The organism is Acinetobacter tjernbergiae DSM 14971 = CIP 107465, assembly GCF_000374425.1.
GTDB lineage: Bacteria > Pseudomonadota > Gammaproteobacteria > Pseudomonadales > Moraxellaceae > Acinetobacter > Acinetobacter tjernbergiae.
The window spans coordinates 25,919-39,532 of record NZ_KB894370.1; the positions used below are offsets into that span (position 1 = coordinate 25,919).

Genomic DNA, 13,614 nt, shown 5'->3' on the forward strand with positions numbered 1-13,614 from the left:
CATATTAAAAATATGATTCCTTAAAACAAAAACCTATATGAATTATATATCTCTTAATGAGATAGGGATTTTCATATTTAAAATTTAATGGACTGCATGATGATTAATACAACGGCTAAAATTATTTCGATATTGAATAATAAGGAAACAACTTATGGTCAATATATTGAAATGGAAAAAATTGATCTTGATAGACTAAAAGCGATGTACTCAATTTATGAGCAATATTATGAAAACACCCAGTTTGAAATATTTGTAAATGATTTCAAAAAGAAAAGTGGGGCGATGCTGATTTTTAACTCAAAAACAGATGAGGTTGTTGGTTTTTCTACAGTTGCTGTTCAACATTTTTACTTAAATGGCAAAGATTATACCGTTTTGTTTAGTGGAGATACGGTTATTCTGAAGGAGTTTTGGGGAACTCGAACATTGCAAAGTACTATGCTAAAACTGATTATAAAACTGAGAGTGAGATATCCTTTTAATGAATTTTATTGGCTGCTGATTTCAAAAGGTTATAAAACATATTTATTATTAGCCAATAATTATTATGCCTATTACCCAAATATGCAGGGTAATAATGAACACCTATCGACAGTTGTCGAACATTACTGTGAAAACTTTTTTGGTGAATATTATGACAAAGAAGTTGGATTATTGAATTTTGGTGATGACTATCAGCCTTTAAAAAATGAAGTTGCGCCCATTACCGAAGAAATGAGAATAACGAATCCTAAAATACATTTTTTTGAACAAAAAAACCCGACTTGGACAACAGGCACAGAATTACCATGCATCGGTCGATTAAGTTGGAAAGATTTAGCACGTTTTCCAGCAAGATTCATCACCAAACCAACCAGTAAGGGAAAACACGAGGCAATTCGTACAACATCTAAACTGAGCAAGAGTATCTCAAAATGAAATATACAGAATGGCTCACCTCTGGATCACATATGCTCTTGAAACAATGGTGTGATTCGGCAAATAAAGACTTTAAAAAGAATGCCAACAATTTAGAAGCATCTCAACGTCAAATATTGCATTCAATTTTGCAAACCTCCAACCTTGCACGGAAAAAAGACGCCACGACTTATGAACAATTTATAAAATCTTTTAAATCCTCTCGCTATAGCGCATGGCGAGAGGAGATTAATCAATATCGTGAGCAGAAATTATCACTTTCAACCAGTAAGCTGATTCGTTTTCAACCGACAAGTGGTTCGAGTGAACAAATTAAATTTATTCCTTATACCCAATTATTTTTAGATGAGCTTGATCATGCGATCGCACCGTGGTTGGCAAGCATGTATCGTAAATGTCCTCAGTTACAATGGGGCACACATTATTGGTCAGTTTCATGGTTACCTGAAAGCCAACGTGAGGTATTAAAAGATAAAAACCTCAATGATGACAGTGCCTTATTAAGTGTAGGAAAGCGTCTTTTATCTAAATTTACTCAGGCTGTTCCCAGTAATGTGGCATTTGCAGCAAATGCGGATGATGCTTTGTTTGCGACCTTATGTTATTTGGTTGCAAACCATAATTTAGCCATGATTTCTGTTTGGAGCCCAACGTTTGCATTGCAATTACTCGATCGTTTAGAAGCCATGCAAGATGAAATTATTGAAGTACTTGATAGTGGTTCATGGGGAGAACGTCAAGCATGTTTAGAGCAAGTTAAAGCACCATTTAGCCCGAAAAGTGCAAAGCGTTTAATGACCGCGATACACGATCATCAAATTGATTTTAAAAAATTATGGCCAAAACTGAGTTTGTTATCGAGTTGGGACACCGCAGGATCAAAAGCTTGGGCTGAGAAATTGCAACAGCGATTACCCTTTGTACAATTTGAAGGTAAGGGGCTATGGGCAACCGAAGGGGTTGTGACGATTCCTTATAACGATCAGTATCCACTGGCATATCAAAGCCATTTTTATGAATTTGAATATTTAGAGGGCGAACAGCAAGGAAAAATAATTCCTTCTTGGGAACTCAAGCTGGGTGATATGGTTAGTCCAATTATTACCTCAGGCAATGGCTTACTGCGCTACTGTTTAGATGATTGCTTATTGGTTACAGGTTTCTTGGAACAAATACCTTGTTTTGAATTTCAGGGTCGTCGTTTTGGTGTGGATTTAGTGGGTGAGAAACTCGCTCCTGAGACAGCCCAACAATTATTGTCTCATTTAAATGAAACCGATTCCAAAGCGATTTCATTGCTTGCCATAGATACGCAGCAACAGGCGAAACCATTTTATTGTGTACTGTTTGAAGGAGATATCCATCACTCAGTTGATCGTGAATATATTGACAGTATTTTGCGGCAAAACTTCCATTACGAATTAGCGCGTAATCTAGGTCAACTCGACCAACCGCAAATTCGTAAGGCAGATAATGGTTGGGCTGCTTATAAAAAATTGGTGATGTCTGATGGGCTAATTGAGGGAAATATTAAGCCTGAACCTTTAAAGAAAATTACTTTAAATAGTTTGGAACGACTATGAATAGAGGGATCAATCAATTTAAAAGGCAAGCATGCAAGTACCCATATTTAATGTATTTAAGTGTCTTATTTGCTACGAGTTCAGTCGAAGCAATGACTTTAGATGATGCATTTTCTGCAAGTTTGAAGTATGAAAGCCAATTAGAACTGAGTCGCCTCAGTGTTAGTCAATCTACGGCGGTACTTGGTCAAGCAACTCAACGAGATGGACTTAAAGTCAATCTCGTTGGGCAATTAGACTATGAAAAAATAGAAACGCCAACCAATGTGATGTTTCCAACAGAAGGAAACCGCAGGGGGCGTAGTTTGCAGCTACAGTTAGATTATCCAATTTATACCTCTGGTCGGCATAGTTTGGGAATCGAAGTTGCGAAGAATCAGCTTTCAGCCCGTCATGAAGCCTTATCGGATCAGCGGTCTGAAACCATATTGAATACGGTGATGGTCTATACCGATGTGCTTAAAAAGACAGCTATTTTAGAACTTAGAAAGAAAACCATGTCTAATCTTCAGCGTTCTTTATATGAATCACAACGGCGGTTTGATGTCGGCATGATTACACGCGCAGATTTGGCTCAAGTTTTAGCTCAAGTTGCTCAGGGGCAAGCGGATATTACGCAAGCTCAATCCAATCTGACCATTAGTGAAGCACAATTCTATCAAATCACTGGGGTAACAGCTGATAATTTGGCCGCAATCAATCAATTGCCAAGCATAACCAATAACGTGGATGACATTCTATCGAAAACCAAGAACCATCCTGCTTTGATACAAGCGAAATATGAAAAGCAAGCGGCAGAAAAGCAATATGCTTTAACCAAAAGAGAACTGTGGCCGACGGTGATGCTCACCAGTAAGCTTGGTACTCAACATGCAGCAACCAATATTGGCTCAGAAAGTAATAGTTATATGGTCGGTGTTCAGTTAAATGTACCGCTATATGATGATGGACTTAATCGTGCAAATATCAATAAAGCCCAAGTTGATATTGAACTTGCAAATCAAAAAATTAAAAGTTTGGAATTAGATCTAAATCAGCGTATCCGTACCACTTACGCACAACTTCAAACCATTCGTCAAAATAAAGATGCACTGCAAAATGCAATTGATGCTGCTTCAATCGCATTTGTATATACCCGTAAAGAATTTGAGTTGGGTACCAAAACAACCTTCGATTTACTCAATACCGAACAAAAATTATTGGATGTGCAGACTCAAAAAACCGTCAATCAACAAGATGAAGTTGTATTTGTATATCAGCTACTCGATCAGATGGGAAATTTAAACGATTTGGTGTCTGTTCCACATCATCAATAGGTGAATAATCAATGAAAATAGATTCAGTGCAACAATCCCAAAATAACCTCATTACACGTGAGGCAGTGCTTGAAGACGATCAGGGATTGAGAGAACTCATCGCTGTTCCGATGACAACCCGAGGTGTCCAAATCAGTTTTCAACGTGAGCCGAGTTATTTTAAAGCCTCCGACATCCTGTATAGACATAAATTACATGTTGTGATCGAGGATACCGAACAGCGGAAAAAAGTAGCCTGTTATAGCAATGGTTATCGACCGTGTTATATCAATAGACAAATACAGAGTCTAAGATATGCCAGCGATCTACGTGTTGATCAAAACTATAGAGGAAAATCTTTGGTTAAGATTTTAGGTGCTCATGTGAAAATCAGCATGTATGAGCCTAATTTTAGCCAAATGATTATTTTCAATGATAATCATGCAGCTCGAGCAGCAATGCAAACAGCGAAAACAGGTATGCCTGATTATTATGATGAAGGCTTTATCGAAACTTTAACGCTGACACATTTAGGAAACAAAAGAAAAATAAAAGCTTTCTTAAAGCGCATCACTCAAAATCCAGATAAATATCAAAATATTCAGTCTTGTGTCGCGCATGTAGAACACATTTCGGCAATGAATAACTTTATTGCCGAAATGTCCAATCATTATAATTTTATTCCTGCTTATAACTTCGAAGAATTAGCACAAGGCCATTCATACTTTTCAGGAATTAAACTTTCAGATTTTATCTTGTATTTTCAAGATAAAAAGCTCGTTGGTATGTTTGGTTTATGGGATCAGCATGGAATTAAGCAAACCAAAATTTTGCATTACAGTCCAATAATTCGTGCACTGCGACCTATTTATAATTTTTGTACATCTGTTACGAAAAGTATGCCTTTACCGAAGTTGGGTGACTCAGTGAAATATCATGTATTACACACGGTACTATGTCACCCACAATCGCTTGTCTTACACCATCGTATGCTCGAAGATGCCTACAAACTATCAAGAAAAATAGGTATAGGTGTTATAAGTTTTACCTTATCTCATAAAGACCCACGCTATCAACTGAACTCATTTTATAAAGGTGAACGCCTAACAGGAATGCATGGTTTTATTAGTTTTGCTGGAGACCCTCGTGTAAATTTTGACAATAATTTGATTCCATACTTGGAAGTAGGGCGGATTTAATTGTTCATAAATAGGCTAGAAAAACAGACAAAAGTTATCAATTACATAAAATACTTCTATAATAGCGCCCATTATGACTAGAGTCAGTTTTTTGTTCAGATGAATGAATGACTCTAGCTACTCTTTTTAAATCAATTTCTTATCCGCGATTCGGGTTATTGATCAATATTTGAAATTTTATGTGTCTATGCTGACACATAAGAATATTTAGGTGCCAGCATGGAAATCAAGGTTAATTATCTCGACAATCTTCGACAAGAAGCCAAGTTCGATGATTTTACAGTTATCGCTGACCAACCCATTCGTTATAAAGGTGATGGTTCTGCACCGGGTCCATTTGACTACTTTTTAGCATCATCAGCATTATGTGCAGCTTACTTCGTTAAAGTATATTGTGCAGCTCGTGATATTCCGACAGATAATATTCGTTTGTCACAAAACAATATTGTTGATCCTGAAAACCGTTATAAACAAATTTTCAAAATTCAAGTTGAACTACCCGCTGATATTTCTGAAAAAGACCGTCAAGGCATCTTACGCTCTATTGATCGTTGTACCGTTAAAAAAGTAATTCAAACGGGTCCTGAATTTATCATTGAAGAAGTTGAAAGTATTGATGCGGATGCACAAGCGCTGTTGATGCCAAGTCTGACTTCAGCAAGCAGCACTTATATCGCAGGGAAAGATTTACCACTAGAAGAAACCATTGCCAACATGTCTGGTATTTTGGCGAATCTAGGAATGAAGATCGAAATTGCATCTTGGCGTAATATTGTTCCAAATGTTTGGTCTTTACATATCCGTGATGCACAATCACCAATGTGCTTTACCAATGGTAAAGGCTCTACCAAAGAAAGTGCTTTGGCATCAGCTTTAGGTGAGTTCATTGAACGCTTGAACTGTAACTTTTTCTATAATGATCAGTTCTGGGGTGAAGAAATTGCCAATGCAGAATTTGTACATTATCCAGACGAAAAGTGGTTCAAACCGGGCCCGAAAGGTAAATTACCAAAAGAAATTTTGGATGAATATTGCCTTGAAATTTACAACCCAGATAATGAATTACTAGGTACGCATTTATATGATACCAACTCAGGAAATACAGAGCGGGGTATTTGTTCGTTGCCATTTGTGCGTCAGTCAGATCAGGAAGTTGTGTATTTCCCATCGAATCTGATTGAGAATTTGTACCTGAGTAATGGAATGAGTGCAGGTAATACTTTAGCCGAAGCACAAGTTCAATGTTTATCTGAGATTTTTGAGCGTGCTGTCAAACGTGAAATTTTAGAAGGTGAAATTGCTTTACCTGATGTACCTCAAGAAGTATTAGCAAAATACCCAAGTATTGTGGCGGGCATCCAAGGTTTAGAAGAACAAGGTTTTCCTGTTTTAGTGAAAGATGCTTCATTGGGCGGTGATTTCCCAGTGATGTGTGTGACACTGATGAACCCACGCACGGGAGGTGTTTTTGCCTCATTTGGCGCACATCCAAGCTTTGAAATTGCGTTGGAACGTAGCCTAACCGAACTCTTACAAGGGCGTAGTTTTGAAGGTTTAAATGATCTTCCTCAACCAACCTTCCAAAGTGAAGCAGTCACTGAACCAAATAATTTTGTTGAACACTTTATTGACTCAAGTGGCTTAGTTTCATGGCGTTTCTTTAGTGCAAAATCAGACTATGACTTTGTCGAGTGGGATTTCACCAATGATGGTGAAAACTCAAATGAAGAAGAAGCGTCTGAATTGTTTGGCATTTTGGAAGAAATGGGCAAAGAAGTATATATGGCTGTCTATGAGCATTTAGGTGCAACAGCATGTCGTATCTTAGTTCCAGATTATTCTGAAATTTATTTGGTCGAAGATTTAATTTGGGATAACACCAATAAAGCGTTGGCATTCCGTGAAGACATTTTAAATTTGCATCGCTTGGATCAAACTCAACTTGAAGCTTTGGTCGAACGTTTAGAAGAATGTGAATTAGATGACTATACTGAAATCGCGACCTTGATTGGCATTGAGTTTGATGACAATACCGTGTGGGGACAGTTGACTATTCTTGAGCTCAAACTATTGATCTATATTGCATTAGAACAGTTTGAAGAAGCCAAGGAGCTAGTTGAAACCTTCTTACAATACAACACCAATACCGTTGAACGTGGATTATTCTATCAATGCATGAACGTAGTACTTGAAGTATTGCTCGATGATGAGATGGAATTAGAAGATTATGAAACGAATTTCCGTCGTATGTTTGGTAATGAACGTATGGATGCAGTCATCGGATCTGTAGAAGGAAATGTTCGTTTTTATGGTCTCACACCAACAAGTATGAAACTTGAAGGGCTTGATCGCCATTTACGTTTGATTGATAGCTATAAGAAATTGCATCAAGCGCGTGCAAAGGCTGTCGGAGTAGCGGTGTAAATACAAGCTAAACGTTGAACCTTTAAAAAGTGCATGTTGATCATGCACTTTTTTATTGTAAAAGTATTAAGAATTTGTAATTTAATAAGAAATATTTTAAGAGAAAATAAAAGTTATATTCAGATATATGTTAGTTTTTTTAAAAAAAGCATCGCTTCATAAGTTAGATCGTCTTTTAAATTTTCCTAATTCATAAAAATATGTGAATAAAGTACCTAAAATGGGTTGACATTAAAGTTCACTTTAATCTTAAAGTAAAACCATACAAAATGAGGGCACAAGAAATGAATATGTTTGAAAGACTGGTTTTCCCAAATGGTTCTCGTATTCCAAACCGCATTGCAAAAGCGGCAATGGAAGAAAATATGGCTGATCTAAACCATGCGCCATCAGAAGCATTAATGCGTTTATATCAAGCATGGGCAGATGGCGGTGTTGGTTTAATCATTACTGGAAATATAATGGTAGATCGTCGTGCAATGACTGGACCGGGTGGTGTGGTATTGGAAGATGAAAAATATTTAGACACCTTTAAACGTTGGGCACAAATTGGGCGCTCTAAAGGTGCTCAAGTTTGGCTGCAAATCAATCATCCCGGTCGACAAATGCAATCAAATTTGGGACAACAAACTTGGGCACCATCAGCTGTTGCATTAGATCTAGGCAAAATGTCTAATCGCTTCAATCTTCCGATTGAAATGACGCAAGAGATGATTGAGGAGGTGATTCAACGTTTTGCCAATACTGCGCGTTTAGGTGAAAAAGCAGGATTTAATGGTGTGGAAATCCATGCTGCACATGGTTATTTACTTAGTCAGTTTTTATCACCACTAAGTAACAAACGCCAAGATCAATGGGGTGGCTCTCTAGAAAATCGTGCTCGCATTTTGATTGAAATCGTAAAAGCAGTTAGGGCAGTCGTGTCAGAAAAATTTACGGTAGCCGTTAAATTGAATTCTGCCGATTTTCAGCGTGGTGGCTTCAGTGCAGAAGATGCCCAACAAGTAGTGAAAATGTTAAACGAACTATCTGTAGATTTGGTTGAGCTTTCAGGTGGAAGTTATGAAGCACCTGCAATGCAAGGTCAAGCTAGAGATGGACGAACCTTAGCGCGAGAAGCCTATTTTTTAGAGTTTGCCCAAGAGATTCGTAAAGTCGCGAAAATGCCAGTCATGGTAACAGGTGGAATTCGTCGTAAACAGGTTGCTGAACAAGTGATTGCAAGTGGTGTAGATATGGTTGGAATTGCCACAGCTTTGGCAATCGATCCCAATTTACCAAACCAATGGAAACAAGGTCAAAATATTGCACCAGAGCTAAGACCTATTACTTGGGAAAATAAAACGCTCGCTTCACTTGCCAATATGGCGACAGTAAAATTCCAGTTGCGTAAACTGAGTTTAGGTAAAAAAACCAATTCCAAAGTTTCACCTTTATGGGCATTGATTTTACAGCAAGCTGCGATGGCATGTCGTACTCGCCAATATAAAAACAATATGCGTAATTATATTGCGTATCAATAACAGAGATTTCATATGACAAATACGAACAATTTAAATTGGATGGTATACGGCGCAAATGGTTATACGGGTGAGCTAATTGCCCGAGAGGCTGTGCGACAAGGGCTAAAACCTATCTTGGCGGGACGCAATCAAGCGAAAGTGGCTGAATTAGCTCAGGAACTTGGTCTTGAATTCCGTGCCTTTGGGCTAGATGAGGTTACTCAGATCAGCAAACAATTAGAAGGTCTGCATCTAGTTATGCATTGTGCGGGGCCTTTTTCATCAACGTCAAAGCCCATGATGCAAGCATGTATTAATGCTGGTGCGCACTATTTAGATATTACAGGTGAGATTTCTGTTTTTGAACTATCACAGTCTTTAGATGCTCAAGCACAGAAAGCAAATATTGTGCTCTGTCCAGGTGTTGGGTTTGACGTTATTCCAACAGATTGTGTCGCAGCTGCACTGAAAGAGGCCTTACCAGATGCAACTCATTTGGCATTGGGTTTTGATTCTAAAACAGGGCTTTCTCCCGGAACTGCAAAAACCAGTACCGAGGGTATGGCTGATGGTGGCAAAGTTCGTAAAGATGGAAAAATCATTACAGTACCTTTAGCACACCATGTTCGCCAGATTGATTTTGGTGATGGTCAAAAGAGTGCAATGAGTGTACCTTGGGGCGATGTGGCTACGGCATTTTATACGACAGGAATTGCTAATATTGAGGTGTTTGTACCTGCATCCCCAAAAGTAATTTTTGGTGCAAAAATGTTAAATAGCTTGCGCCCGCTATTAAAACTTCAAGTCATGCAAAAAATGATGAAATCTATAATTGGAAAATCAGTTGTTGGGCCTAATGCGGAGCTACGTGCCAAGCTCCCAACCTATGTATGGGGTGAGGCTAGAAATGCTCAAGGACATGTCAAAACAGCACGAATTCAAACTGAAAATGCTTATAGCTTAACGGTGAATGGTGCGTTGACCGTAGTTCGTTATTTACTTGATCAAAAAGTGAAAGGTGGAACATATACGCCAGCCAAATTGATGGGTTATCAACTCGTAACCCAAATCAAAGGTTCAGGTGCATTGATTGTTACTTAAATAAAGTTATTTAGTTTTCTAGCCAAAAATATATTCTAAATGTGTTTTTGGCTTTTTTATGAAATTTTTATAAGATTAATTTAAAATATGAAATCATAGGGATGTTTATATAAATTTTGTTTTTAGATAATTTTTTTATTTAGTAATTGGATTTAATTCAGTATAATCATAATGAAAATAATAAAGGAATAATTCTTAAAGTTTAAGATAAATATTTATGATTAATATAAAAGACATTCTCATCGGAGAATGTCTTTCGTGAAGGATTTATTTTTTAGTCTTATCTTTTTATTTTATCTAAAGATGGCATCGGAATAGGCATATTCAGCGCCAATTGAGCATCTTTGACGACATCTAAACGTAGTACTTTGTTTGCACCTAGCTCATCTATCAATTTGCTCAGAGGACCACCACTACGAACTAGCTCGACATTTTTAGGAAATAACTTTTGACCAAAAGCCAATGTATTTGATTGCACAGAAGTTTGATGCCATTGACCATCGACTTGATTAAACATCGTCTTGGTTTCAATGCGAGATTGAGGTTTGACGTTCTTAATGGTTGGTATTGGTGCAGTTAAACTGAGATCAGGTTTTCCGTCCGTATTATAGATATGTGCTTGAACCTGTTGATGATCAATTTTCATATCGATTGGCGTCAACCATTTTGGCAACTGATACCCATACACACCACGCACACGTGCAATCTCGGTATCGACAGGTAAGGCAAGTACATAACCATAATAATTATGCGTTCTCATAGAGCTTAATAATTCAGTTGAATGGAAGTAATGAGCATCTGGTTGGCGAACAACCACTGCAACAGAGACTTCATCATAGGGATCAACATCGCCAACCGCATATGAGAAGAAAGTCAGCGAAACTAAACCATAGCCTGGAAAAGGTTGTAAAGGCTCAAGTGGAGACGGTAGTTTTGCTTTCAATTTAGAAACAGGTGCTAACATCAAAAGCTGCACATTACTGGTACGGTAATAAAAATTTGGAGACCAAACTTTTCCCACTCGTGTTTCAACTAGTTTTTTAGGAATAGTTCTAAAGTAATCAATATTTCCCGCAGCTGGGTCTTTTGCAACTTCATCTAAATTAGGATTCATCCGAAAACGATCATAATAACCACCTTTAGGCACATTGACTTTATATGGGCCAAATTCGACGACTGTAGTGGATTGCGTATTATTGCTCATTGTCTGTGCTACCGTACTAGGGGTTAAATTATTTTCTGCTGCTTGAGTAGAAATACCTAAAAATAGGCTGATTGATATTGCAGTAATAGAACGATTTAAATGAGTAAGATTAAACATGAACATATGACTCCTATAGATCTCACTAAAATGCTAAGATTAAAGTAAGGTTTAATGTCAAGCTTATTTTTAATAAAAATGAGAAAAATTAAAATTAAAATTAAAATTTTTAAAAATAAAATATTGGACACAACTAATCACAAAAACCAGATTTCGTGAATCTGGTTTTTAAATATCAATATTAAAATTTAATTTAAACTTTTTAATTGTTTCACGACTGCTTCAGCAATAGCTTTACTCGATTGAGGATTTTGTCCAGTAATAATTCGATCATCTGAAATGACATAAGAATTAAAAGGGAGTAAAGCACGTTTATATTTTGCACCATGATCAATTAATCCATTTTGTAAAGAAAAAGGGACTTGGGATTTGATTCCTGAAAGTGTTTCTTCAATATTGGCGAAACCTGTTACGGTTTTCCCAGCAATCAGAGGTCTGCCTTTTTCATCTTGTAACGGCAATAATCCACCAACCCCATGACAAACAGCAGAAACAATGCCACCTTGTTGATAAATCTTTTCACTAATATTTTTCAGCTCTTTATTGTTTGGAAAGTCCCACATCGTGCCATGACCACCCGTATAATAAATTGCTTTATAATTTTTCGGCTCAATTGTATTCGGTGTCAATGTTGTTTTCAGACGTTGCATAAATTGAGGATCGGCTAAGTGGGCTTTAGCACTACGATCTAAATAAATAGATTTCAAACTACGTTCATCCAAAGGAACAACACCGCCTTGTGGACTGACAAAATCCATGTCATAGCCAGCAGCCTCGGCAACATCATAAAAATGGGTGAGTTCTGTGAGCCATAATCCTGTTTTATCTGTTCGAGTTGGATAAGTCGCATGATTGGTCATGACCACTAGAATTTTTCCATTTTGTTTTGTCGCGTGAAGTTGAGATGCTGTTTCAGATGAATATGCATAATTACTTGCAAAAACAACTGTAAAAATAGGAATTAACCCTTTGCGAATATTCCAAACTTTGAACATGACAGGTTCCTCATGAATTACCTGAGTCCAATGCTATGCTTAAAGTGAGGTTTAAGGTCAAGCTGTTTGTGTATCAAATCATCATTAGACTTAGATTTAAAATTCTAAAAAATGAAATGATCATAACTTTTCAAAGTTTAGAATAAAGTCAAAAATATCAAGTGCTATGCTAATGATCTTGACAGCCTTGAATAATCTATTTGATACTTTACGCCACGATAAAATAACAATGAGATCTAAGGATTGGCTAAACCATTACATCGAAGAATGATTCCAGAAACCTATGTTCAATTATTATTTGAATATATGGAGGCACTGGGGCATGACCCAGAAAAAGTATTGGGTGAACCTTGGCCAGTTCCAGAGACAAATGGTCTCGGTGGTGTGGCGATTGAACATTGGGAAAATTTATTAAAAACTGCAAAAGATTATTTGAATGATCCATTGATTGGCTTACATGTGGGACAAACCATTACTGCGAGACATCTCGGAATCATCGGTGCGGTACTTTCTGCCTGTGATAATTTCTTTACGGCTATACAACGTTTTGAGCGTTATCAACGGCTTATTTTTGATGTTATCCCTGCAAATATTCAGCTACTTGCTGACAGCGTAGAATTGAGTTGGGATATTGGTGAATATGAGACAGGTGGTTTAGTCGATGAAACTGGTCGGACTGTGATGGTTCAATTTGGCCGAAGTTTGATCCGCGGTAAGGATCGTTTACAAGCGGTACATTTTATTCATGAACAACCAGAAGATATCAAACCCTATGAAGAATATTTTGGTTGTCCTGTTCTTTTCGAACAACCGATTCCATTGATTCGATTTGGGTTAGAAATGTTAAGTTTACCTTTAAAAAGCCCTGATACAGCTTTGATGACATTACTAGACAAACATGCTGATCAACAGCTTGCGCGCTTACCCCAAGTCGAAGAAATTATAGAGCAAGTTCGTAAGCAAATTGCCTATTTACTGCATCAAGGTGAGCCAGAGATTGATCAGCTTGCTGAAAGATTGCATTTGTCACGTCGAACCTTACAAAGACGATTAATTGAAGTGGGGACAAGTTTTCGCAAAGAATTAAATCTAGTGCGTTATGAATTAGCAAAATCTTATTTAATCGATCCAAGATTGCAAATTATAGATATTGCTCTGTTACTTGGGTATTCCGAACATAGTGCGTTTACCCGAGCCTATAAAGAATGGTCGGGTAAAACACCGCAGCAAGAAAGAGAATATTTAAATATAAATTCAATCAATTGATTTGCTT

General features: G+C 37.3%; 10 protein-coding genes. 8 read left to right on the forward strand and 2 right to left on the reverse strand.

Translation table 11 applies throughout. The features are described 5' to 3' along the window. Positions 1–132 precede the first annotated feature (132 nt). From C502_RS0113240 to C502_RS0113270, 7 genes are all read left to right on the forward strand, one after another. Positions 133–921: a hypothetical protein gene (locus tag C502_RS0113240; protein ID WP_171067638.1), complete on the forward strand. Its 789-nt coding sequence runs from the start codon at positions 133–135 to the stop codon at positions 919–921. Beyond that, a complete protein-coding gene (locus C502_RS0113245; protein ID WP_018679304.1) occupies positions 918–2,504 on the forward strand; it encodes a GH3 family domain-containing protein in 1,587 nt (528 codons plus the stop codon). Before C502_RS0113240 ends, C502_RS0113245 begins: the two co-directional genes overlap by 4 nt. Before the next feature lie 50 nt (positions 2,505–2,554). Next, on the forward strand, positions 2,555–3,820 hold the full coding sequence (locus tag C502_RS0113250) for a TolC family protein (RefSeq protein ID WP_409360637.1): 1,266 nt from the start codon (positions 2,555–2,557) through the stop codon (positions 3,818–3,820). Between the two features lie 11 nt (positions 3,821–3,831). Continuing rightward, positions 3,832–4,998: a hypothetical protein gene (locus C502_RS0113255; RefSeq protein WP_018679306.1), complete on the forward strand. Its 1,167-nt coding sequence runs from the start codon at positions 3,832–3,834 to the stop codon at positions 4,996–4,998. Positions 4,999–5,217: 219 nt separating this feature from the next. Further along, a complete protein-coding gene (locus C502_RS0113260) occupies positions 5,218–7,422 on the forward strand; it encodes an OsmC domain/YcaO domain-containing protein (RefSeq protein WP_018679307.1) in 2,205 nt (734 codons plus the stop codon). Positions 7,423–7,706: 284 nt separating this feature from the next. Beyond that, positions 7,707–8,945, forward strand: coding sequence for an NADH:flavin oxidoreductase/NADH oxidase family protein (locus C502_RS0113265; RefSeq protein ID WP_018679308.1), 1,239 nt, complete (start codon positions 7,707–7,709; stop codon positions 8,943–8,945). A gap of 12 nt (positions 8,946–8,957) precedes the next feature. Continuing rightward, on the forward strand, positions 8,958–10,025 hold the full coding sequence (locus C502_RS0113270; RefSeq protein ID WP_018679309.1) for a saccharopine dehydrogenase family protein: 1,068 nt from the start codon (positions 8,958–8,960) through the stop codon (positions 10,023–10,025). Positions 10,026–10,305: 280 nt separating this feature from the next. Here the strand turns inward: C502_RS0113270 and C502_RS0113275 are convergent, their stop codons facing one another. Together C502_RS0113275 and C502_RS0113280 are read right to left on the reverse strand one after the other, a co-directional pair. Continuing rightward, positions 10,306–11,346: an acetoacetate decarboxylase family protein gene (locus C502_RS0113275; protein WP_018679310.1), complete on the reverse strand. Its 1,041-nt coding sequence runs from the start codon at positions 11,344–11,346 to the stop codon at positions 10,306–10,308. A 188-nt stretch (positions 11,347–11,534) separates the two neighbouring features. Next, on the reverse strand, positions 11,535–12,341 hold the full coding sequence (locus C502_RS0113280) for a type 1 glutamine amidotransferase domain-containing protein (protein ID WP_018679311.1): 807 nt from the start codon (positions 12,339–12,341) through the stop codon (positions 11,535–11,537). A gap of 267 nt (positions 12,342–12,608) precedes the next feature. On the opposite strand from C502_RS0113280, the gene C502_RS0113285 reads away from it, so the two are divergent. Continuing rightward, a complete protein-coding gene (locus C502_RS0113285) occupies positions 12,609–13,607 on the forward strand; it encodes an AraC family transcriptional regulator (protein WP_018679312.1) in 999 nt (332 codons plus the stop codon). The last annotated feature ends 7 nt before the right edge of the window (positions 13,608–13,614 follow it).

Bases quoted from the DNA above. Each gene is read 5' to 3' on its own strand.
- C502_RS0113245 (WP_018679304.1), top strand. From the start codon at position 918: ATGAAATATACAGAATGGCTCACCTCTGGATCACATATGCTCTTGAAA.
- C502_RS0113250 (WP_409360637.1), top strand. From the start codon at position 2,555: ATGTATTTAAGTGTCTTATTTGCTACGAGTTCAGTCGAAGCAATGACT.
- C502_RS0113255 (WP_018679306.1), top strand. From the start codon at position 3,832: ATGAAAATAGATTCAGTGCAACAATCCCAAAATAACCTCATTACACGT.
- C502_RS0113260 (WP_018679307.1), top strand. From the start codon at position 5,218: ATGGAAATCAAGGTTAATTATCTCGACAATCTTCGACAAGAAGCCAAG.
- C502_RS0113265 (WP_018679308.1), top strand. From the start codon at position 7,707: ATGAATATGTTTGAAAGACTGGTTTTCCCAAATGGTTCTCGTATTCCA.
- C502_RS0113270 (WP_018679309.1), top strand. From the start codon at position 8,958: ATGACAAATACGAACAATTTAAATTGGATGGTATACGGCGCAAATGGT.
- C502_RS0113275 (WP_018679310.1), bottom strand. From the start codon at position 11,346: ATGTTTAATCTTACTCATTTAAATCGTTCTATTACTGCAATATCAATC.
- C502_RS0113280 (WP_018679311.1), bottom strand. From the start codon at position 12,341: ATGTTCAAAGTTTGGAATATTCGCAAAGGGTTAATTCCTATTTTTACA.
- C502_RS0113285 (WP_018679312.1), top strand. From the start codon at position 12,609: ATGATTCCAGAAACCTATGTTCAATTATTATTTGAATATATGGAGGCA.